The sequence below is a fragment of the Massilia sp. Root133 genome, from assembly GCF_001426525.1.
Taxonomy (GTDB): Bacteria; Pseudomonadota; Gammaproteobacteria; order Burkholderiales; family Burkholderiaceae_D; genus Telluria; species Telluria orientalis.
In genome coordinates, this window is record NZ_LMEW01000007.1 from 71,869 (window position 1) to 93,454 (window position 21,586).

Here is a 21,586-nt window from a genome sequence, read left to right on the forward strand (position 1 = left end):
TGTTGGGTCGATGGAGAACATTGTATTGAGACTCTGCGACGGGATTAAGCCGGGTTTCCGGATATCATTGTTCCATTTATGGGACGGGAGTCTGGGCCATGGTGGATGCAAACGATCTGATCCTGTTCGTGCGGGTCCTCGACGCGGGCAGTTTTTCGCAGGCGGCCGAGCGGGCCCACCTGCCGAAGTCGACGCTGTCGCGCCGCCTGACCCTGCTGGAAGAAGCGCTGGGCGAAAAGCTGTTCGTGCGCAGCACGCGGCGCGTGGCGATCACGGCGTTCGGCGAGCGCATCCTGGAGCATGCGCGCCGCCTCGTCGACGAAACGGAGGAAGTCGCGGCGCTGGCCCAGCACCGGCAGGAAACGCCGCACGGCGACTTGCGCGTGTCGATGCCGCCCGACCTCATCGAATTCGACTTCGTCGCCTTCTGCCAGGCGTTCCAGGCGCGCTATCCGGCCGTCCGGCTGCGCATCGACCTGTCCCCGCGCCGCGTGGACCTCCTGAGCGAACGTTTCGACGTGGCCGTGCGCGCCGCCCAGCACCTGCCCGACGATGCGACGCTCGTCGCGCGCAAGCTGTTCGACGTGGGCCAGGGTTTGTTTGCCAGCCCGGATTACCTGGCCGAACACGGCACACCGGCGACGCCCGATGACCTTGTCGAGCATGCCTGTCTTGCCTACGCCGGACACGACGGTACGACGCTGCCGTGGGTGCTGGCGCGCGGCGACGCGCGCTGGGAGCAGGTCGTGCAGGGACCGCTCGTATGCAATTCGCCCCGGTTGCAGCGCGAGATGGCGTACCGCGGCGCAGGCATCGCCGCGCTGCCGATCGACGCCGCCCTGCGCGACTGGATCGGCAACGGCCGCCTGCGCCGCGTCTTGCCCGACTGGTCGCTGCCGACGGCCAGCCTGTGGTGCGTGATGCCGGGACGGCGTTTGATGCCGGCGCGCACGCGCGTGTTCGTCGACATGTTGCAGGCGCACATGGATGCCCTCATGAACGGGTAATTTCTGTGAAAACGCTTGACACATGTGCGTACGCACATAAAACTATGCCCATGACCGCTTCCGAACGACTCATTGCCTGCAACTGCTTCGCCTCCCGCAAGGCGGCGCGTCTGATTACGAAGATGTATGAAGACCACCTGTCGCGCGTGAACCTGACGAGCACGCAGTTCTCGATCCTGGTCTACGTCGACGAGGTCAAAGAGGCCTCGATGAAGGACCTCGTCGAGGCGATGGTGATGGAGCGCACGAGCGTGATCCGCGCGCTGCAGCCTTTGGCCCGCGACGGCCTCGTGGCCATCGGACCGCATGAGGAAGACGCGCGCCGCAACGTCGTGCGCCTCACCGACGCGGGCCGCGCCAGGTTGGCGGAAGCGATGTCCGTGTGGCAGACGGCGCAGGCGGAATTCGAGAGCAAGTTCGGCGCAGGGCTGGCCGGGGAATTGCGCCAGTCGTTGTCGACGCTGGCGTCCGCATGAATCCAGGGGTGGGCACGGCGTGCCCACCCTACCGGGCTTCGAATACCAAACACGTGGTCGTCGCATGCGCATACAGCCGGCCCTGCGCATCGACGATCTTCCCTTCCGCCGTCGCGAGCTGGCGGCCGCAATGGAGCACCGTGCCGATCGCGCGCAGCGGCCCGCCGTCGAGCCGCGCGCCGCGCACGAGGTTCACGCTCAGCTCCGCCGTCGTGTAGGCGTATCCCGGTTCGAGCGCCGTCTGCACGGCGCAGCCGACGGCCGAGTCGAGCAGGGTCGCGTACCAGCCGCCGTGCACGGTCCCCATCGGATTCAGGTGTTTTGCCTGCGGCGTGCCCTGGAACGTGGCCTTGCCCTTCTCGACCTCGACGAGGAAGAAGTCGAGCGTCTCGGCGATGGGCGCATACGGGAAGCGGCCGTCGAGCAGCGCTTCCATGATGGCCAGGCCCGTCATCCCGCGCGCTTCCTGCGCCGGCACGACGCCCGGACGTCCGCCGCCCCGCTCGATGCGCGCACGCACCGCGCGCAGTTGTTCTTCCCATTGTTGTGCCACCGTCGGCTGCGTCTCCATGCGATCCTCCTGTCGTGTGATTGGGTGTATATGCAAGGCTCCGGGCGGATTATGCACGGGTTCCGGCATCCCCGGGGTTATACTCGCTAGAGGGACGGCACTAACGCCATCCCGGCAATGGAATACGGTACATGACATCGAACGACCCCCTGTGCAACTGCCTCGCCCTGCGCCAGGCGTCGCGTTACATCACCGGCGTGTACGACCAGGTGCTGAGCGAGGCCGGCCTGCGCGTCACGCAGTTCTCCATCCTGTACAAGCTGCTGGGGCTCGGGCCGATGACGGTCAACCAGATGTCCGCCGAACTGGTCATGGACCGCACGACCCTCACCCGCAACCTCAAACCGCTCGAGCGCGATGCCCTCGTGACGACCGGTCCCAGCGAGCACGACAAGCGCGAGCGCGTGATCGTCCTCACGCCGGCCGGCAAGGCAAAGGTAAAAGCCGTGCTGCCGCTGTGGCGCCGCGCCCAGCAGACCTTCGAACAGAACTTCGGCAGCGAACGCGCACTCGAACTGCGCATGCTGCTGCGCGCCGTCGTCGAGACGGGCATCCACGAGCCCGAAGTCAAATAAATCCGCTCGCCGGCAGGCCGCACGTCATGCGCCTTTCAAAATACGTGTATATACTCCTATTTGCGTGATCCCGCCATCCACCCCGAAAGGAGAGTCATCATGTCTGCCCGCGACATCGTCCTGTGTGCCCCCGTGCGTACCGCCATCGGCGCGTTCAACGGTTCCCTGAAATCCATCCCCGCCGTCGAACTGGGCGCGGCCGCCGTGCGCGCCGCCGTCGAGCGCGCGGGCATCGCGCCGGACGCCATCGACGCGGTCCTGATGGGCAACGTGATCCAGGCGGGCAACCGCATGAACCCGGCGCGCCAGGCCGCGGTCCACGGCGGCATTCCCGTCAGCGTGCCCGCGATGACGCTGAACCGCGTGTGCGGCTCGGGCGCGCAAGCCATCGCGTCGGCCGCGCACGAGATCCTCGCGGGAGACGCCCATGTCGTGCTGGCCGGCGGCATGGAAAACATGGACCAGGCGCCGTACCTGATGCCGCAGGCCCGCTGGGGCGCGCGCATGGGCCACGCGCAGATCTACGACAGCCTGCTGCACGACGGCCTGAACGACGCGTTCTCCGCGCAGCACTCGGGCTGGCACACGGAGGACTTGGTAAAAGACGTGGATATCACCCGTGCCGCGCAGGACCGCTGGGCCGAGCGCTCGCAGCGCCGCTTCTCGGACGCCCAGGCGGCCGGCGCGTTCGAGGATGAAATCGTGGCGATCGAGATCGCGGGCAAGCGCGGCGTGCAGCTGTTCGACACCGACGAAGCGAACCGCCCGGACACCACGCTGGAGACGCTGGCGAAACTGAAACCGGCATTCCGGCCGGACGGCACGATCACGGCCGGCAATGCGCCGGGCCTGAACAGCGGCGCGGCCGCCGTCATCGTCGCCGACCGCGCGACGGCCGAGCGCCTGGGGCTGCAGCCGATCGCGCGCCTCGTCGCCTCGGGCGTGGCGGCCGTGGAGCCGGGCATGTTCGGTCTCGGTCCGGTGCCGGCCGTGCAGAAAGCCCTCGCACGCGCGGGGTGGAGCGTCGGCGACGTCGACCGCTACGAAATCAACGAAGCGTTCGCCGCCGTGCCGCTGGCGGTGGCCAGAAAACTGTCGCTGGCGGAAGACGTCATCAATGTCGAAGGGGGCGCGGTGGCGCACGGTCACCCGATCGGCGCGACGGGGGCCGTGCTCACGGTGCGGCTGCTGCATGCGATGCGGCGCGGGCTGGCGCGGCGTGGCGTCGTCACGCTGTGCATCGGAGGCGGGCAGGGGATTGCGCTGGCGCTGGAGCAGATCGCATGAACACGCGGACGCTACACATTACGCGAACGTAAAACGGCGTCGTCCCCGAGCAGGCGCACTGCTGTCCGGAATAATTTTTACCGTCGAAAATAGGCCCGCCATAGGGAAAAACCGTCGTTCCCGGCATTGCCGGAAACGACTTCCCGCGAAACGAGGTGGAAATGAAGAACGTAGTCAGCATATTCAACATGGATTCCCGCTTGCGCGGGAATGACGATGCTATTTCTGACGGTTTTTGAAAACAATATTCCGGACACTAGTGCGCGCAGGCGGGGATCCAATTTTCAAGCATTACGTTGACGCATGCAGAACTTGGGCCCCCGCCGGCGCCGGCGCGGGGGCGACGGATTACGCCGCCACCATCTCCCGCATCCGCTCCACCAAAAACTCCCTGAGCACCCTGACGGCCGGCGACACCTGCCGCCGGTTCGCCAGCACCATGTACAGCGGCTGGTTGTTGCCCTCCCAGTCCGCGCACACGATGCGCAATGCGCCGCTTGCGAGATCGGCCTGCACGTCGATGCGCGAGCGGTAGCACAGCCCCAGGCCGTCCAGTGCCCAGCGCCGCACGATCTCGGAATCGTCGGCCACGCGGTCGCCGCGCACCGTCACCTCGATCTCCGCGCCGTCCTGGTAGAAGCGCCAGCGGTCGTTGACCGCCTCGTCCAGCATGAAGCACAGGCAGTTGTGCGCGGATAGATCGTGCGGCGTCTCCGGCGCGCCGTGCCGCGCCAGATACGCAGGCGACGCGCACAGCACGCGGCGGTTCGTTTCCAGCAGCGGCAGTGCCACCATGCTGGACTCTCTCGGCTTGCCGAAGCGGAGCGCGATGTCGACGGGCTCGCGATAAATGTCGGCCAGCCGGTCCGTCAGCTGCAGCTTCAGGCGCACGGCCGGATGCCGTTCCTGGAACGCGTTCAGCCACGGCAGCACGACGTGGCGGCCGAGGTCGGACGGCATCGAGATCTGCAATTGACCCTCGATCGTGTTTTCTCCCGCACGCACTTCCGCCTCGGCGTCGCGCAGGCCGTCCAGCAGCGGGCGGCAGCGGGCCAGCAGGCGTTCGCCGGCCACCGTCAGGCGCATGCTGCGCGTCGTGCGCACGAACAGCGCCGTGCCGAGATCCGCCTCCAGCCGCTTCAGGCTCGCGCTGGCGACGGCAGGCGATAAATCCAGCGCGCGCGCGGCCGCGGAGAGGCCGCCTTGCTCGGCCGTGGTGACGAACAGTTCGAGGTCGCGCAGATTCATTTTCAAATAAAAATTGAAATTGATTTCGTAATTGCGCAGTTTATCAAAAAGATCGAAGCGCCCAGAATGATCACATCGATCACCAAGGAGCCACCATGAAAGCCATCGCCTACCAGAACAACCTGCCCATCGCTCACGTCGATGCCCTCGTCGACATCACCCTGCCGGACCCGGTCGCGACCGGCCACGACCTGCTCGTCGAGGTGCGGGCCGTGTCCGTGAACCCCGTCGACGTGAAGGTGCGCGCCGACTCGCAACCGGCCGACGGCGAGTGGAAAGTGCTGGGCTGGGATGCCGCCGGCATCGTGAAGGCCGTCGGGCCGGACGTGACGCTGTTCCGTCCGGGCGACCGCGTCTGGTACGCCGGCTCCATCGCCCGCGCCGGCAGCAACAGCGAGCTGCAACTGGTCGACGAGCGCATCGTCGGCAGGATGCCGCAGTCGCTGGACTTCGGCGCCGCCGCCGCGCTTCCGCTGACGAGCCTCACGGCGTGGGAACTGCTGTTCGACCGTCTGGAAGTGCCGACCGACGAGCGCGGCGAAGGCAAGACGTTATTGGTGATCGGTGCGGCGGGCGGCGTCGGCTCGATCCTCGTGCAGCTGGCGCGCCGGCTGACCCGCCTGACGGTCGTCGGCACGGCATCGCGTCCCGCAACGCGCGACTGGGTGCTGCAGCACGGCGCCCACCACGTGATCGACCACGGCAAGCCGCTCGCCGACGAGATCCAGCGTGCGGGCCTGGGCGCGCCGGACTACGTGATCAGCCTCACGCACACGGAGCAGCACTTCGACCAGATCGTCGAGATCATCGCGCCGCAGGGCAAATTCGGCCTGATCGACGATCCGGCCCCGATCGACGTCCGCAAGTTCAAGCGCAAGGCCGTGTCGCTGCACTGGGAACTGATGTTCACGCGCGCGCTGTTCTCGACGCCGGACATGATCCGCCAGCACGAGATCCTGAACCGCGTGGCGGACCTGATCGACGCGGGCACGATCCGCTCGACGGCCAACGAGAATGTTGGGCGCATCGATGCGGCGAACCTCAAGCGTGCGCACGCGCTGATCGAGTCGAACCGCGCGCAGGGCAAGATCGTGCTGGCGGGGTTCTGATTACAGGCGCCGCGTGAATTCCATCGCGATCGGATACACCATCTCGCACGGCTGCCCGTGGCAGACGGCGGGCTTGTAGCGCATGGCCATCGCGGCGCTCGCGACGTAGCGGATCACGTCGTCGTCGAAGCTGCCCACCTTGCGCACCTCCTTCGCCTTGCCGTCGGCGCCCACGAGCACGTGCAGGCGCAGCAGGCCGCGCGCGTCGTACTTGCCGGCGACAGCCACCGCGAGCCGGTTGAATTCGACGGTGCCGTTCTGCGGATACGGCGGATCGTCGCCCGGCTCCAGCGCCGGATAACCGTTGCGGACGATGTCCTTCTGTTCGGGCGTGAGGCCGTCCCAGCCGACGTTGGTCGGCAGCGGCGAGCGCACGTCCGTCTTCGCCAGCAGCGTGCCCGTGTCCGGCTCGGCCTGGCGCTGCTGGAACGTGTTCTCCGCCTTGGGACGGGCCAGCGCCGCGTTGCGGGCGGCAGCATCGAGCGTGCCGGCGCGGCCGCTGCCCGCATACGTGATGCGGTCGCCGTCGACTGGACGGCCGTCGCGGAACTCGCCTTCGACCATGCCGCCGAGGGCATACGTGAGGCGTCCCTGGCCGTTCGGCCGGTCGGCGTGGAATTCGCCCTGGTAGACGTCGCCGTTCGGATAGATCTGCACGCCCTTGCCCTCGCGCCGCATCATCTTGAGGCCGCCTTCGTAGCGCAGCTCGCTGGCAAAGCGCAGGTAACCCTCGCCGTCCGGCACGCCGTCGGTCAGCGAGCCGATGTACGTGAATTTGTCGCCCGCCTTCAGCTTCGCTTCGCCGCTGACGGCGCCGTGCGCGAGCGTGCCTTCGATGCGGCGCGTGATGCCGTCCTTCGTCGTCCATTCGAGCACGCCCTTGCCGTCTGCATAGCCATCCTTGCAGGGGCCGGTCCAGTGCACGGACTGGTCGGTGGGTGCCGGGAGAAGTTTGCCGACCTGGCAGTCGCCGGCGTGGGCCGCTTGTGCGATGCAGGCAGCGAGGAGGAGAGGCAGGGCGGTTTTCATCGTACAACTCTAGCATGCAGATATGGCACGCATGCTCACCGATTCTCACCCCTGGCGCAACCTGACCGTCATGTAACTCAGGTCATGGCTGCCCCCCGCGATCCGGAGCATGTCCGCCACGCGCGCGACGGTGGTAAAACCGGCGCGCGCATACAGCTCGACGGCCGGCTGGTTGTCGGACAAGACCTCGAGGTCGATCCAGTCGACGTCCGTCTCGGCCCGCGCCCACTGGGCCGCCGTTTCGAGCAGACGCCGCCCGAGCCCGCGCCGCCGCCACACGCGGTGCACGCCCATGCCGAGCATGGCGCGGTGCGCCGCGGCCGGTTCGGGACGGCCGCGCAGGTCGACGTGGCCGGCGATGTCGCCGTACGCGTCGATGGCCAGCCACAGGCGGCGCCAGCCCGGCTGGCCGATGGGGATGTCGATGCCCTTGATGAACGCGATGCGCAGCCCGGCGGGCAGGCGCGGCTGGCCCGGCGCGATCGGCTGGAACAACGGCGTGCCGTCGGCGCCGTTGTCGCGCAGGTGGTCGTCCAGGTAGGCGAAGAACGGCGCCAGGTCGGCTTCACCGGCCGGGCGGATCGTCAATGTCGCGGCGCCGTCCATCATGCGTTCACAGGGCCCGTGCGATCAGGATTTTCTGGATGTCGCTTGTGCCTTCGTAGATCTGGCACACGCGCACGTCGCGGTAGATGCGCTCGACGGGGAAGTCGGCCACGTAGCCGTAGCCCCCGAACACCTGCATCGCGGAGGAGACTACGCGCTCGGCCATCTCGGACGCGAACAGCTTGGCCATCGCGGCTTCCTTCAGGCAGGGCAGGCCGGCATCCTTCATAGCCGCGGCGTGCAGGATCAGCTGGCGCGCGGCCTCGATCTGCATCGCCATCTCGGCCAGGCGGAACTGCACCGCCTGGTGGTCGAAGATCGGCGTGCCGAAGCTTTCGCGCTCCTTCGCATACGCCAGCGCCGCCTCGAACGCGGCGCGCGCCATGCCCACCGATTGCGATGCGATGCCGATGCGTCCACCCTCCAGGCCCGACAGCGCGATCTTGTAGCCTTGTCCTTCTTCGCCGATCAGGTTTTCAACCGGGACGCGGCAGTTGTCGAACACGATCTGCGCCGTGTCCGACGAATGCTGGCCCATCTTCTGTTCGATGCCGGCGACGATGTAGCCGGGCGTATCGGTCGGCACCCAGAACGCGCTGATGCCCTTCTTGCCGGCCGCCTTGCTTGTTACGGCCATGACGATCGCGACGTCGCCGTGCTTGCCGCTCGTGATGAATTGCTTCGTGCCGTTCAGGACGTAGTGGTCGCCATCGCGCACGGCCGTCGTGCGCAGGGCGGCGGCGTCGCTGCCCGTGTGCGGTTCCGTCAGCGCGAACGCGCCCAGCAGATCGCCCTGCGCGAGCGGACGCAGCCAGCGTTCCTTCTGCGCCGCGTTCGCGTACGTCATCGCGATCGAGCACACGGGGCAGTTGTTGACCGAAATGATGGTGGAGGTGCCGCCGTCGCCGGCCGCGATCTCTTCCAGCACCAGCGCCAGCGCGACGTAGTCGAGGCCCGCGCCGCCGTACTGCTCGGGCACGGCCACGCCGAACGCGCCCAGCTGGGCCAGTTCCTTCAGCTCGTCCTTCGGAAAATGGTGCTCGCGGTCCCAGCGCGCCGCGTTGGGCGCCAGGCGTTCCTGCGCGAAGGTGCGCAGGGCGTCGCGGATCATCTGGTGTTCTTCGGTCAGAATCATTTGTCTCGTCTATCGTTATCCTGGACGGCTCACCATGGGATGGGCGTGCCGTCGTAATTGAGGAAGGCGCCGTTCTGCGCCGGTGTCGCCCTGGCCAGGGTGGCGCGCAGCCCGGCCGCGCTCTGCTCGACGGTGAGCGTGGCGCTCGCGCCGCCCATGTCGGTCTGCACCCAGCCGGGATGGAACGTCAGGCACGTCGCGCCCTGCGGGCCATACGTCAGCGCGGCGTCGGCCAGCACGGAATTCAGCGCGGCCTTGCTGGCGCGGTACAGCGACCCCTGGTTGCTCGTGCGCGCGCCGATGGAACCCATGCGCGACGAGATCACGGCCACCTTGCCGCGCGTGGCAGTCACCAGCGGCGCGACGATGGGCAGCAGGCGCATCGCGGCCAGCACGTTCGTGTGCATGACGTCATCGAACTCCTTCGCCGTCGGGAAGCCGGCGTGATCGGGGCCGTACACGCCCGCGACGAGCCAGGCGGCGTCGATCTTTTCGTCGTCCAGCTTCCAGCCCAGGCCGCCGATCGATTCGGCGTTGGTGACATCGACCTGGTGCGCTTCCGCGCCCAGCCGGCGCAGCGCCTCGCAATCCGCCGGCTTGCGCGCGGTGGCGATGACGCGCCAGCCGTCGGCGCGGTATTGACGGGCCAGTTCGAGGCCGATGCCGCGCGAGGCGCCGATGATGAGGGCTGTGGACATGGGATGCTCCTTCACGGTATGGATGACAATGACAGTCCGTCACCATACCGTGTTTTAAAAACGCGTGCGTGGCGCGTGCTACGCCCGTGTGTTACACCATCTCGATCGCCATCGCGGTCGCTTCGCCGCCGCCGATGCACAGCGACGCCACGCCGCGCTTGCCGCCCGTCTTCTTCAGCGCGCCCAGCAGGGTGACGATGATGCGTGCGCCCGACGCGCCGATCGGGTGGCCCAGCGCGCACGCGCCGCCGTGGACGTTGACCTTCGAATGCGGGATGTCCAGCTCGTGCATCGCGGCCATCGGCACGGCGGCGAATGCTTCGTTGATCTCGAAGAGGTCGACGTCTTTCGGCGTCCAGCCGGTCTTCTTGAACAGCTTTTGCAGCGAGCCGATCGGTGCGGTCGCGAACTGGTCCGGTTCCTGCGCGTGCGTCGTGTGCGCGACGATGCGGGCGAGCGGCGTCACGCCCAGTTCCTTCGCCGTCGATTCGCGCATCATGACGAGGGCCGCGGCGCCGTCGTTGATCGACGACGACGACGCCGCCGTGATGACGCCATCCTTTTTGAAGGCCGGACGCAGGGTCGGGATCTTGTCGACCTTCGCCTTGACGGGGCCTTCGTCCTTCTCGACGATCGTTTCGCCCAGGCGGTTCGCGACGGTCACCGGTGCGATCTCCCACTGGAAATCGCCGGACTCGGTGGCGTTCTGCGCGCGCTTGACGGATTCGATCGCGAACGCGTCCAGCTGCTCGCGCGAGAAGCCGTATTTCGCGACGCACTCCTCCGCGAACGTGCCCATCGAGCGGCCTTCGCCCGTCTTCTCGTTGCGCGAATATGCGTCTTCCAGGCCGTCCATCATCATGTGGTCGAACATGACGCCATGGCCGAGGCGATAGCCGCCGCGCGCCTTCGGGATCAGGTACGGGGCATTGGTCATCGACTCCATGCCGCCCGCCACGACGACGTCCGCGCTGCCGGCCTTGAGCACGTCGTGCGCGAAGATCGCGGCCTGCATCGCGGAGCCGCACATCTTCGACAGCGTGACGGCACCGGTCGACAGCGGCAGGCCCGCCTTGATCAGTGCCTGGCGCGCCGGCGCCTGGCCCTGGCCGGCCATCAGGCAGTTGCCGAAGTAGACGTGTTCGACGAGGCTCGCGTCGACGCCGGCGCGCTCGACCGCCGCCTTGATCGCCACGGCGCCCAGGTCGCTCGCGGATTTCGAAGAGAAGTCGCCCTGGAAGGCGCCCATCGGGGTACGGGCGGCGCCGACGATAACGATTGGATCATTCATTGTGTAAGGTCTCCAAGTAATGGGGTTGCGGCGAGGGTGTCGCCGGGTTCGTTGGGTCCGCGAGATGGAACCGGATGTGCTGCGGATACGGAAAAATGTCTTCGAGCTCGCCTGCGAGGATGCGGTCCTTGTGCGACTGCCACCAGACGCGCGTCAATAGTGCGGCATGGTGTTTCATGAACGCGGCGCGTATCTTTGGGTTCGCGAGCAGGAAGCGCGCGAATTGTTCGGGAAAGACGTCGTGCTTGCCGATGGGATACCAGGGCTCGGCGGCCATTTCGTCTTCCTCGTTACGCGGCTGCGGGATGTCGCGGAAGTTGCAGTCGGTGAGGTATTCGATCTCGTCGTAGTCGTAGAACACGACGCGGCCATGTCGGGTCACGCCGAAGTTTTTGTACAGCATATCGCCCGGAAAAATATTCGCGGCGACGAGGTCGCGGATCGCATTGCCGTACTCGAACACGCCGTGTTCGATGAGGTCGTCGTCGCCGCTGCGCTGTGCACGGTCCAGGTAGATATTCAGCGGCACCATGCGCCGCTCGATGTACAGGTGCTTGATGACGATGTGGTCGCCTTCGATGTCGACGAGCGAAGGTGCGAACCGGCGCAGTTCGGCCAGCAGCTCCTCGTCGAAGCGGGACAGCGGAAAGGCCACGTCCGAGTACTCCAGCGTGTCCGCCATGCGGCCCACGCGGTCGTGGTGTTTCACCAGCAGGTATTTTTCCTTGATGCGCGCCCGTGTCGTCTCTTTCGGCGGCGGATAGAAATCCTTGATCACCTTGAACACGTACGGGAAGGAGGGCAGTTCGAACACGAGCATCACGAGTCCGCGGATGCCGGGCGCGATACGGAAGGCGTCGGAGCTGTGCTTCAAGTGCTGCAGGAAGTCGCGGTAGAACAGCGTCTTGCCCTGTTTTTGCAGGCCGAGGATCGTATAGATCTCGCTGCGCGGCTTTTTCGGCATCAGGCTGCGCAGGAATTGCACGAATGCCGACGGCACCTCCATGTCGACCATGAAATAGGCGCGCGTGAACGAGAACAGCAGGATCACCTGCTCGGGGTCGGTCAGCACCGCATCGAGGACGAGCCGGCCGGCGCGGTCGTGCAGGATCGGCACGACGAACGGATGCTCGCGGGCGCCGTTGATGGCGCGGCCGACGATGTAGGCGGCCTTGTTGCGGAAGAACAGGCTCGACAGCACGTGCAGCTGCTGGTTCGGCTCGCGCTCGTGCAAGCCGAAATGCTCGACCATGCGTGCTTCGACGAGGGCGATGTCGCGGTCGAGGTCGGCGAACGCGCAGTCGAGCTGGAAATTCGTCACCATGCGCCGCAACGAGAAGCGCAGGCCGTCCGCCGCCGGGTAGTACACGCGGTAGGTCGGGGCCGGCTCGTCCGTCTCGATGTATTCCGTCGAGACGGCCGGGCGCACGAAGATGAAATCGTTGCGGTAATAGCTGCGGTGCAGGATGTGGCAGCAGACGGAATTGAAGAAGCTTTCCGCCAGTTCGGGGCGCTTGTGGTCCGTCAGCAGGCCGATGTAATGAAGCTTTGTTTCGCGCCAGGTGTCGTCGTCGAGGTCTTCCGGCGCGTATTCGTCTTCCAGCGCATGCACGCATTCCTGCACGCGCTTGTCGTAGAAATCGATGCGCTTGCGCGCGGCCTGCTGGGCCGTCGTCCAGTCGGCACGCTCGAACCAGGTCTTGGCCGTCTTGCTGGCCTGGCGGAACAGCGTGTAGTGGCGGTCGAAGCCGTCCAGGATGGTGTGCGCGATATCGAAGGCGATCTGGGACGACAGCAGCTTGGGGAAAGTGGCCTGGGTCATCGAGCGGCTCGCGCGGTGGGGAACGTTATTGTTATTGTATTACCCGATCCGTCGTTCCCGCCTGTGGGGCGGGAACGACGTTCGTGGTTTTCGGGCTACGTGGAGTGTTGTTGTTTAGCCGGCTCTTGCCGATCTTCTTGTTCGCCCGGTCTCCTCTTCTCCACAAACTTACATCGTCTCGCCGAACAGCTCGCGCCCGATCAGCATGCGCCGGATTTCGCTCGTACCGGCGCCGATCTCGTACAGCTTGGCGTCGCGCCACAGACGGCCCACGGGATATTCGTTGATGTAGCCGTTGCCGCCCAGCGTCTGGATCGCTTCGCCGGCCATCCACGTCGCCTTTTCCGCGCTGTACAGGATGGCGCCGGCCGCGTCCTTGCGCAGGGCGCGGACCTGTTCCGGGTTCGATGCGCGGTCGCAAGCCTGGCCGACCGCGTAGACGTACGCGCGGCATGCCATCATCGTCGAATACATATCGGCGATCTTGCCCTGCATCAGTTGGAACTCACCAATTGCCTGGCCAAATTGCTTGCGCTCGTGAATATACGGGACGACGACGTCCATGCAGGCCGACATGATGCCCAGCGGGCCGCCGGAGAGCACGGTGCGTTCGAAATCCAGGCCCGACATCAGCACGTTGACGCCCTTGCCCACGCCGCCCAGCACGTTTTCGACGGGCACTTCGCAATCCTGGAACACCAGCTCGCCCGTGTGCGAACCGCGCATGCCCAGCTTGTCCAGTTTTTGGGCGATCGAGAAACCTTTAAAACCCTTCTCGATGAGGAACGCGGTCATGCCGCGCGGGCCGGCCTCGATGTCGGTCTTGGCGTAGACGACGAGCGTGTCGGCGTCCGGACCGTTCGTGATCCACATCTTGGTGCCGTTCAGCACGTAGCGGTCGCCCTTCAGCTCGGCGCGCAGCTTCATGCTGACGACGTCGGAGCCGGCGTTCGGTTCGGACATGGCCAATGCACCGACGTGCTCGCCCGAGATCAGCTTCGGCAGGTATTTGCGCTTCTGCTCTTCGTTGCCGTTGCGCTTGATCTGGTTGACGCACAGGTTCGAGTGGGCGCCGTACGACAGGCCGACGGAGGCCGAGGCGCGCGAAATTTCTTCCATGGCAACGATGTGCGCCAGGTACCCCATATTGGCGCCGCCGTATTCCTCGCCGACGGTAATGCCGAGCAGGCCCAGTTCGCCCATCTTTTTCCACAGGTCCATCGGGAACTGGTCGGTGCGGTCGATCTCGGCCGCGCGGGGGGCAATTTCGCTCGTGGCGAACTGTTGTACGGCTTCGCGCAGGGCAGCGATGTCTTCGCCGTGGTCAAAGGTCAAGCCAGGGAGATGCAGCATGTCGTCCTCGTTCTCGTCGTCTAGTGGATGGCTGATGGCCAGGCTAGATGATAGCGCGGAGTGACGTTAACGTAAACGTCAAGCGAGGATCAGGCTGCGTCCTTTTCGCCGGCGTCCTCGTCCAGCAGCGTGCCGGCAGCACCCGATTCCGCCAGCAGCCGCCGGCATTCTTCTTCATGGACCGAAATTTCCGCCAGCGACATTTCGATATCCGCCCGCTGCTGCTCCAGCGTCTCGCGCTGGTGCGCCAGCACGCCCAGGAAACGATTGATCTGGGCCACCGTGTCCTTCGGCGTCTCGTACATGTCGATGATGCTTTTGATCTCGGACAAGGTCAGGCCGAGGCGCTTGCCGCGCAGCGTCAGTTTCAGCCGGGTACGGTCGCGCGGCGTGTAGACACGGTTGCGTCCGCCCTGGCCCTCGCGCATCGGGCTCAGCAGCCCCTGGTCTTCGTAGAAGCGGATCGCACGTGCGGTGATGTCGAATTCGCGTGCCAATTCGGCAATGGTGTAGGTGGTGGCCATGGTGTTCTGCGGGTCAAAAGTGGCGCGGTCCGGAATCGCTTAGAATCACAGCCTGCGCCTTCCGTTTACGTTTACGTCAAAGCGTTTGCGGCATTGTAACGCGCCTGCGCCCTGCAACCATACGAAAGTCCATTGCATGAATCCCCTCGAAGCCCAGCTCAGCTATCCATTCGGCGATGCCATCCCCCCGCTCGGCACGGTCACGGACGTGGCGCCCGGCCTGTCGTGGCTGCGCATGCCGCTGCCGTTCGCCCTCGACCATATCAATCTGTGGCTGCTGGACGATGCCGCGGAAGGCAAGCGCGGCTGGTCCCTCGTCGACTGCGGCGCCGGCACCGATGCGACCCGGGCCGCCTGGGAACAGCTGTTCACAGACGCGATGGAAAACCGGCCGCTGCTGCGCGTGTTCGCCACCCACTGTCACCCGGACCACGTCGGTTTGTCCGGCTGGCTGTGCGACCGGTTCGACGCCCCGTTCTGGATCAGTACGGGCGAGTTCGGCTTCGCGCGCATGATGGCCGCCGCGCTGCCGGGCGTCGACGGTCCGTCGGCGATCCCGCATTTCCAGCGTCATGGTCTCGTCGACGCCGGCATGCTCGAGCAGATGCAGAGCCGCAAGAATTACTACCCGTCGCTCGTGCCGGCCGTGCCGGCGGCATACACCCGCCTGCAGGATGGCCAGCGGGTCGTCATTGGCGCGCGGGAATGGCGCGTGATCACCGGTTTCGGTCACTCGCCAGAACATGTCTCCTTGTACGATGAACAAGACCGCATCCTGATCTCGGGCGACATGGTGCTGCCGCGCATTTCGACGAACGTTTCCGTGTTCGCCGTCGAGCCGGAAGGCAACCCGCTGCAGCTGTACCTGGATTCGCTGGACAAGTTCGCCGACCTGCCCGACGACACGCTCGTCCTGCCCGCGCACGGCAAACCGTTCCGCGGCTTGCACACCCGCATCGCGCAGTTGCGCGCGCACCATGCGGCGCGGCTGGACGAAGTCCGCGCCGTCTGCGCCGAGCCGAAATCCGCAGTTGACATTGTCCCGTTGATGTTCAAGCGACAACTCGATGCGCACCAGCTCAGTTTTGCGATCGGCGAGGCCTTGGCCCATCTTCATTATCTTTGGTACAACGGTAACCTCGCACGTGTAACCGGCGACGATGGCATCGTGCGTTTTAAGTTGACTTAAAACAACATATTGAGGCCGATGGGTGTCGCAAAAATCACGACAATCTAACCGGACTTCTCGCTACTTTGTTGACTCTTGGCATCTTTTGTCGTGCCAAGAGGAAGAAATGTTCTAATTTCTAGTAGGAAATTGAACGAGCAAACGTTTTCCTTTTCCTGTAGGATATTTTTCACACATATCTCACGGCATGCTGAATACAACGGGAATTGCTGGACAGCACTGTGAGAATTGATCAATACTCACCTATTTGTTACCTACAGCCTCTCCTGCCGTCACAGACGGTCTGGTCAACGGAGCGACCTAATGACGGCTTTGCATGAACCCTTAGTGCCACCCATGAATTCGACTAACGAACGGGAGAGCTTCAGCGAGCGCCTGCAGCAAGCCCTGAAAAACGCCCACTATTCTCCGGACAGTCCCACCCGGCTCGCGCGGGAATTTAACATTCGCTTCGAGGGCCGTCCGATTACGGTCCACGCGGCACGTAAATGGCTGGTCGGAGAGGCGATCCCGACCCAAGAAAAACTGCGCATGATCGCGCAGTGGCTGGGCGTGCCGGCCGACTGGCTGCGCTTCGGCGGTTCGGAGAATGCCGCCGCCAATGGCGACGGCGCCGACGGCAGCACCCGGTTCGAATCGGCCGACGTCAAGCTGATCGCGGACCTGCAACGCCTGGACGAGCACCACAAGCAGCTGGCGCGCGAATTCATCCGCATGCTCGTGCGCATGAATCACCAGCAGCAGAAATAATCCTTCCTGATCGCCATCAGATTCACGATGGCCGAATCCCATGACGCGGCGTCCGGCAAGCTCCGGGCGTCGCGTCATGCACTTCTGTACTGCAATTTTTTTCTGCGATTAGTCCGCACAAACCGCCGAGTCTCGCGCATAATCGGTAACGCTAACGGAACGTCGCAACGGTCGAGTTCGCGTTCCTGCCTGGCGTCCGCCAGTGTTATCGGTCATATAAGGATGCAGTCGCCTCATGATTAATAACTACAGCAACACCGCGCAGTTGAAGGACCTCATGACAGCACCGCCGATGACGGCGGCCCAGCACGCAGAAATCATGCGCAAGCGTAACGAGCAGCGCAGAAAAATCGAAGACGCAAGAGAACAGCAACGGGCCGAACGCGACCCGTACGGCGACCACGCCTGATCAGGGCGTATCGTCGTTCATGCCGCCCCAGCGCGGGGCGAGATCGTTCGTCACGCCCAGCAGGTCCATGACGCGCGCCACCGTGTGGTCGACCATCTCGGCTATCGTGGCGGGGCGGTGATAAAAGCTCGGCAGCGGCGGGAAGACGATGCCGCCCATTTCCGTGACCGCCGTCATGTTGCGCAGGTGCGCCAGGTTGAACGGCGTTTCGCGCACCATCAGGATCAGGCGCCGGCGTTCTTTTAAAACGACGTCAGCTGCGCGCGCGATCAGGTTGTCCGACAAGCCATGCGCGACCGCGGCCAGCGTCTTCATCGAACAGGGGGCGATCACCATGCCGGCCGTCTGGAACGAGCCGCTGGCGATCGCGGCGCCGATCTCGCGGTTGCGGTGCACCACATGGGCGAGCGCTTCCACGTCGCGCCGTTGCAGGCCGACTTCCTGGTGCAGGGTGAGGGTGGCGGCGTCGGAAATGACGAGGTGCGTCTCGACGCCGGGTACGGCGGCCAGCCGCCGCAGCAGCTGCACGCCATAGATCGCGCCGGTCGCGCCGGTGATGGCGACGACGATCCGGCGCGGGCCGGGATCAGCCATTCTTCTTGAGCAGGGCCTGCAGTTCGCCGGACTCGTACATTTCCGTCATGATGTCCGAACCGCCAACGAATTCGCCGTTCACGTACAGCTGCGGAATGGTCGGCCAGTTCGAGTATTCCTTGATGCCCTGGCGGACTTCCGCGTCTTCCAGCACGTTCACGGTGGCGATGTTATCGACGCCGCAAGCCTTCAGGATTTGGATCGCGCGGCCCGAAAAACCGCATTGCGGGAACTGGGCGGTGCCCTTCATGAACAGCACGACAGGCGTGGCGGTCACGGTCTCTTTGATCCAGGATTGTACGTCGCTCATTTGGTTCTGCCTTTGGTGAGAATTTGAGTAGATGACGGCATTTTATAAGAAAACCGGGACGGGTGTCCCGGCCGTCGCTTCAACGCTTCAACTTGGCAAACGCCGCCGCCATCGCGCCGCCGCTCGGCGCCGAACGCTCCTGTTTCTGATGCTTGTTCTGGTGATCCGCCATGCGCTTGCGGTCATCGCGATCCGCACGCTGCTGAGGCTGCGACCCCGCCTGCGGCGCGCTGTCCGACAAGCGCATCGTCAGCGCGATGCGCTTGCGCTTGACGTCCACTTCCAGCACTTTCACCTTCACGACCTGGCCCGCCTTGACGACCGTGTGCGGATCCTTCACGAACGTGTTCGACAGCGCCGAGATGTGCACGAGGCCATCCTGGTGCACGCCGATGTCGACGAATGCGCCGAACGCCGCGACGTTCGTGACGACGCCTTCCAGGATCATGTCCGGGCGCAGGTCCGAGATCTCCTCGACGCCTTCCTTGAACGTGGCCGTCGTGAATTCCGGACGCGGATCGCGGCCCGGCTTTTCCAGCTCTTTCAGAATATCGGTCACGGTCGGCACGCCGAATTTGTCATCCGCATACTTGGCCGGATTCAGGCGTTTGACGAGCGCGCTGTCGCCGATCACCGATTTGATGTCCTTCTGGATATCGGCCAGGATCTTCTCGACGACCGGGTACGATTCCGGGTGCACCGCCGATGCGTCCAGCGGATTGTCGCCGTTCACGATGCGCAGGAAACCCGCGGCCAGTTCGAACGTCTTGTCGCCCAGGCGCGGCACCTTCTTCAGCGCCGCGCGCGAGGCGAACGCGCCTTGCTGGTCGCGGTAGTTGACGATGCTCTGCGCGACGCTGCTCGACAGGCCCGACACGCGCGCGAGCAGCGGCGCCGATGCCGTGTTGACGTCCACGCCGACCGCGTTCACGCAGTCCTCGACGACGGCGTCGAGCTGGCGCGCGAGCTGCGTCTGCGAGACGTCGTGCTGGTACTGGCCCACGCCGATCGACTTCGGATCGATTTTCACGAGTTCCGCGAGCGGATCCTGCAGGCGGCGCGCGATCGAGACGGCGCCGCGCAGCGACACGTCCAGCTCCGGCAGTTCGCGCGACGCGAATTCCGACGCCGAGTACACCGACGCGCCGGCTTCCGACACGACGATCTTCGTCAGTTTCAGCTCCGGGTTCTGCTTGATCAGGTCCTGCGCGAGTTTATCGGTCTCGCGCGATGCCGTGCCGTTGCCGATCGAGATCAGGGACACGTTGTGCTTCGCGGCGAGCTTGGCCAGCGTGTGCAGCGAACCGTCCCAGTCGTTGCGCGGCGCGTGCGGGTAGATGGTCGACGTGTCGACCACCTTGCCGGTCGCGTCGACGACGGCGACTTTCACGCCCGTGCGCAGGCCCGGGTCGAGGCCCATCGTCGCGCGCGGGCCCGCGGGTGCCGCGAGCAGCAGGTCCTTCAGGTTGCGCGCGAAGACCTGGATCGCATCGCCTTCCGCCTTTTCGCGCAGAAGCCCCATCAGCTCCGTCTCGATGTACATGAAGCTTTTTACGCGCCACGTCCAGCGCGCCGTGTCGAGCAGCCATTTGTCGGCCGGGCGGCCCGCGCCCTTGATGCCGAAGCGCGCCGCGATGCGGCTTTCGCACGGGTTGTGCGGCGCGTCCCATTTTGGTTTTTCCGGCTCGGAATCGAGGCGCAAGGTCACGTCCAATATACCCTCGCGGCGGCCGCGCATCAGCGCCAGCGCGCGGTGCGACGGCACGGTCGCCAGCGTTTCCGAGTAATCGAAATAGTCGGCGAATTTCTCGCCTTCTTCCTGCTTGCCGTCGACGACCTTCGATTCGACGACGCCGTGTTCCTGCACGTATTCGCGCAGCGATTGCAGCAGTTCCGCGTCTTCCGCGAAGCGCTCCATCAGGATCTGGCGCGCGCCGTCCAGCGCGGCCTTCGTGTCGGCCACGCCGGGGTTCGCGACGCCGTCCGCGTTGGTGAATCCTTCACGCAGATATGTCGCGGCTTCGGCTTCCGGATCGCGCGCCGGGTCGTTGAGGAGGTCGTCGGCCAGCGGCTTCAGGCCGGCCTCGATCGCGATCTGGGCCTTCGTGCGGCGCTTCTGCTTGTACGGCAGGTACAGGTCTTCCAGCCGCGTCTTGTCTTCCGCGAGCGAAATCGCCTGCAGCAGCTCCGGCGTCATCTTGTTCTGTTCCGTGATGGACGAGATGATCGCGGCGCGGCGGTCTTCCAGTTCGCGCAGGTAGCGCAGGCGTTCTTCCAGCAGGCGCAGCTGGATGTCGTCGAGGCCGCCCGTGGCTTCCTTGCGGTAGCGGGCGATGAAGGGGACGGTCGCGCCTTCGTCGAGCAGGGCGACGGCGGCGGCCACCTGTGCGGGTTTGGCGGACAGTTCTTGAGCGAGGCGTTGTTCGATCGAAGGGAGCATGAGTTCGGGTCAGTCGGTGAATCGAACGGGCAATGATACGCAATCGCGGGCGATGCGCCAGTCTTGACAGGGGCGGCGATCTGCGGTGGCGTGGGAAAGGGTGAATTTTCCAGAGAGGAATGCTGCTACGCTGCTGTCATGAAAAAATTCTTACCGACCGCGTTTGGCGCCGCGCTGGGCACGCTGATCTACACGCGCTGGCTGGGCAGCGCGCATGCCTTCGACTGGGAGCGTGCCATCTTCGTGGGCGTCGTGTGCGGGATCGCCGCCGCCGTCTGGCCGGACAAGCGTGCCGACAAGGCCAGCGGCGACGGACGATAGCCGGTCAAACATCAGATCTGCGCCTGGCCGCCATCGACGAACAGCTCGGTGCCGTTGACGAAGCTGGCGTCGTCGGACGCGAGGAACACGGCGGCTTTCGCGATCTCGTCCGGCTCGCCGACGCGGCCCAGCGGGATCTGCGCGGCCAGGTAGTCGACGAGGCCCTGTTGCGCGGCGGCGTCGTTGCCGGCCAGTTCGACGAGGCCGGGGGTGCGGGTGGCGCCCGGGCTGATCGTGTTGACGCGGATGCCGCGGTCCTTCAGGTCCAGGATCCAGTTGCGGGCGAAAGCGCGGACGGCGGCCTTGCTGGCGGCGTAGACACTGAACGCCGGGGTGCCCGAGCTGCCGGCCGTCGAGCCGGTCAGGATCACCGAGGCGCCTTTCGACAGCAGCGGCAGCGCTTTCTGCACGGTGAACAGCGTGCCTTTCACGTTGCGGCCGAAAGTGTCGTCGAACTGTTCTTCCGTGATGTCGCCCAGCGGAAGCATCGAGCCGCCGCCGGCATTGGCGTACAGGACGTCCAGGCGGCCGAAGCGGGCGCGGATCTCTTCATACAGGCCGTCCAGCGCGGTCAGGTCGCTGGAGTCGACGCGTAATCCGATCGCGTCGTGGCCGATGCTGTTTACCGCGGCGTCCAGTTCGGCCTGGCGGCGGCCGGTGACGATCACTTGTGCGCCTTCGAGGGCGAAGCGTTGGGCGGTGGCCAGGCCGATGCCGCTGGTGGCGCCGGTGACGAGAGCGATTTTGTTGGCGAGTTTGGCAGTCATGATGTTCTCCGTTTGATTGATGTCGAAGTCGACGGAAACCATCGTACCGGGGTCAACTACACATTAAAATAGCAT

The 21,586-nt window shown here is 65.2% G+C and carries 23 protein-coding genes; 9 read left to right on the plus strand and 14 right to left on the minus strand.

Annotated features, from left to right (window positions below; all coding sequences use genetic code 11):
- Positions 1-98 precede the first annotated feature (98 nt).
- Positions 99-1,007, plus strand: a complete 909-nt coding sequence (locus ASD28_RS07805; RefSeq protein WP_056126059.1) for a LysR family transcriptional regulator — start codon at positions 99-101, stop codon at positions 1,005-1,007.
- A 50-nt stretch (positions 1,008-1,057) separates the two neighbouring features.
- Entirely contained in the window at positions 1,058-1,483 is a 426-nt protein-coding gene (locus tag ASD28_RS07810; protein WP_056126060.1) for a MarR family winged helix-turn-helix transcriptional regulator, read from the plus strand.
- Positions 1,484-1,511: 28 nt separating this feature from the next.
- Here ASD28_RS07810 and ASD28_RS07815 read toward each other — a convergent pair whose 3' ends face one another.
- Entirely contained in the window at positions 1,512-2,054 is a 543-nt protein-coding gene (locus ASD28_RS07815) for a PaaI family thioesterase (protein WP_056126062.1), read from the minus strand.
- Positions 2,055-2,185: 131 nt separating this feature from the next.
- Between ASD28_RS07815 and ASD28_RS07820 the strand changes: the two genes are divergently transcribed.
- Together ASD28_RS07820 and ASD28_RS07825 are read left to right on the plus strand one after the other, a co-directional pair.
- Positions 2,186-2,629, plus strand: a complete 444-nt coding sequence (locus ASD28_RS07820; protein ID WP_036233287.1) for a MarR family winged helix-turn-helix transcriptional regulator — start codon at positions 2,186-2,188, stop codon at positions 2,627-2,629.
- 99 nt (positions 2,630-2,728) lie between these two features.
- Entirely contained in the window at positions 2,729-3,916 is a 1,188-nt protein-coding gene (locus ASD28_RS07825; protein WP_056126064.1) for an acetyl-CoA C-acyltransferase, read from the plus strand.
- Between the two features lie 348 nt (positions 3,917-4,264).
- On the opposite strand, the gene ASD28_RS07830 is transcribed toward ASD28_RS07825, so the two are convergent.
- A complete protein-coding gene (locus ASD28_RS07830; RefSeq protein WP_200951819.1) occupies positions 4,265-5,164 on the minus strand; it encodes a LysR family transcriptional regulator in 900 nt (299 codons plus the stop codon).
- 95 nt (positions 5,165-5,259) lie between these two features.
- Here ASD28_RS07830 and ASD28_RS07835 point away from each other — a divergent pair, with 95 nt between their 5' ends.
- Positions 5,260-6,273 (plus strand): zinc-binding alcohol dehydrogenase family protein, encoded by a 1,014-nt coding sequence (locus tag ASD28_RS07835; RefSeq protein ID WP_056126068.1) that lies wholly within the window; start codon positions 5,260-5,262, stop codon positions 6,271-6,273.
- Here ASD28_RS07835 and ASD28_RS07840 read toward each other — a convergent pair whose 3' ends face one another.
- From ASD28_RS07840 to ASD28_RS07875, 8 genes are all read right to left on the minus strand, one after another.
- Positions 6,274-7,302 (minus strand): hypothetical protein, encoded by a 1,029-nt coding sequence (locus ASD28_RS07840; protein WP_056126069.1) that lies wholly within the window; start codon positions 7,300-7,302, stop codon positions 6,274-6,276.
- A 45-nt stretch (positions 7,303-7,347) separates the two neighbouring features.
- Positions 7,348-7,911: a GNAT family N-acetyltransferase gene (locus ASD28_RS07845; RefSeq protein ID WP_229412234.1), complete on the minus strand. Its 564-nt coding sequence runs from the start codon at positions 7,909-7,911 to the stop codon at positions 7,348-7,350.
- A gap of 4 nt (positions 7,912-7,915) precedes the next feature.
- Positions 7,916-9,043, minus strand: a complete 1,128-nt coding sequence (locus tag ASD28_RS07850) for an acyl-CoA dehydrogenase family protein (protein ID WP_056126070.1) — start codon at positions 9,041-9,043, stop codon at positions 7,916-7,918.
- Positions 9,044-9,072: 29 nt separating this feature from the next.
- On the minus strand, positions 9,073-9,741 hold the full coding sequence (locus tag ASD28_RS07855; RefSeq protein WP_056126071.1) for an SDR family oxidoreductase: 669 nt from the start codon (positions 9,739-9,741) through the stop codon (positions 9,073-9,075).
- Between the two features lie 91 nt (positions 9,742-9,832).
- A complete protein-coding gene (locus ASD28_RS07860; RefSeq protein ID WP_056126073.1) occupies positions 9,833-11,032 on the minus strand; it encodes an acetyl-CoA C-acyltransferase in 1,200 nt (399 codons plus the stop codon).
- Positions 11,025-12,854 (minus strand): bifunctional isocitrate dehydrogenase kinase/phosphatase, encoded by a 1,830-nt coding sequence (aceK, locus tag ASD28_RS07865; RefSeq protein ID WP_056126074.1) that lies wholly within the window; start codon positions 12,852-12,854, stop codon positions 11,025-11,027. Before aceK ends, ASD28_RS07860 begins: the two co-directional genes overlap by 8 nt.
- Positions 12,855-13,022: 168 nt before the next feature.
- Entirely contained in the window at positions 13,023-14,207 is a 1,185-nt protein-coding gene (locus ASD28_RS07870) for an isovaleryl-CoA dehydrogenase (RefSeq protein ID WP_056126077.1), read from the minus strand.
- Between the two features lie 89 nt (positions 14,208-14,296).
- Entirely contained in the window at positions 14,297-14,731 is a 435-nt protein-coding gene (locus tag ASD28_RS07875) for a MerR family DNA-binding transcriptional regulator (protein ID WP_056126079.1), read from the minus strand.
- Positions 14,732-14,867: 136 nt separating this feature from the next.
- Here ASD28_RS07875 and ASD28_RS07880 point away from each other — a divergent pair, with 136 nt between their 5' ends.
- The 3 genes from ASD28_RS07880 to ASD28_RS32420 all read left to right on the plus strand — a co-directional run bounded on the left by ASD28_RS07880 (position 14,868) and on the right by ASD28_RS32420 (position 17,079).
- Positions 14,868-15,920 carry an MBL fold metallo-hydrolase gene (locus ASD28_RS07880; RefSeq protein ID WP_056126081.1) on the plus strand — a complete coding sequence of 351 codons (1,053 nt, stop codon included), beginning with the start codon at positions 14,868-14,870 and terminating at the stop codon, positions 15,918-15,920.
- A 336-nt stretch (positions 15,921-16,256) separates the two neighbouring features.
- A complete protein-coding gene (locus tag ASD28_RS07885; RefSeq protein WP_036233319.1) occupies positions 16,257-16,670 on the plus strand; it encodes a transcriptional regulator in 414 nt (137 codons plus the stop codon).
- A 235-nt stretch (positions 16,671-16,905) separates the two neighbouring features.
- On the plus strand, positions 16,906-17,079 hold the full coding sequence (locus ASD28_RS32420; protein WP_200948981.1) for a hypothetical protein: 174 nt from the start codon (positions 16,906-16,908) through the stop codon (positions 17,077-17,079).
- Here ASD28_RS32420 and ASD28_RS07890 read toward each other — a convergent pair whose 3' ends face one another.
- The 3 genes from ASD28_RS07890 to ASD28_RS07900 form a co-directional block, all read right to left on the minus strand.
- Positions 17,080-17,673 (minus strand): UbiX family flavin prenyltransferase, encoded by a 594-nt coding sequence (locus ASD28_RS07890; protein ID WP_056126082.1) that lies wholly within the window; start codon positions 17,671-17,673, stop codon positions 17,080-17,082.
- Positions 17,666-17,983: a Grx4 family monothiol glutaredoxin gene (grxD, locus tag ASD28_RS07895; protein ID WP_056126084.1), complete on the minus strand. Its 318-nt coding sequence runs from the start codon at positions 17,981-17,983 to the stop codon at positions 17,666-17,668. Before grxD ends, ASD28_RS07890 begins: the two co-directional genes overlap by 8 nt.
- 79 nt (positions 17,984-18,062) lie before the next feature.
- Positions 18,063-20,423 (minus strand): Tex family protein, encoded by a 2,361-nt coding sequence (locus tag ASD28_RS07900; RefSeq protein WP_056126087.1) that lies wholly within the window; start codon positions 20,421-20,423, stop codon positions 18,063-18,065.
- A gap of 138 nt (positions 20,424-20,561) precedes the next feature.
- On the opposite strand from ASD28_RS07900, the gene ASD28_RS07905 reads away from it, so the two are divergent.
- Complete coding sequence (locus tag ASD28_RS07905; RefSeq protein ID WP_056126088.1) at positions 20,562-20,744, plus strand: hypothetical protein; 183 nt, start codon at positions 20,562-20,564, stop codon at positions 20,742-20,744.
- Positions 20,745-20,755: 11 nt separating this feature from the next.
- On the opposite strand, the gene ASD28_RS07910 is transcribed toward ASD28_RS07905, so the two are convergent.
- The gene (locus ASD28_RS07910) at positions 20,756-21,511 is read right to left on the minus strand and encodes an SDR family oxidoreductase (RefSeq protein ID WP_056126209.1); all 756 of its coding nucleotides are present in this window, start codon (positions 21,509-21,511) and stop codon (positions 20,756-20,758) included.
- Positions 21,512-21,586 lie beyond the last annotated feature (75 nt).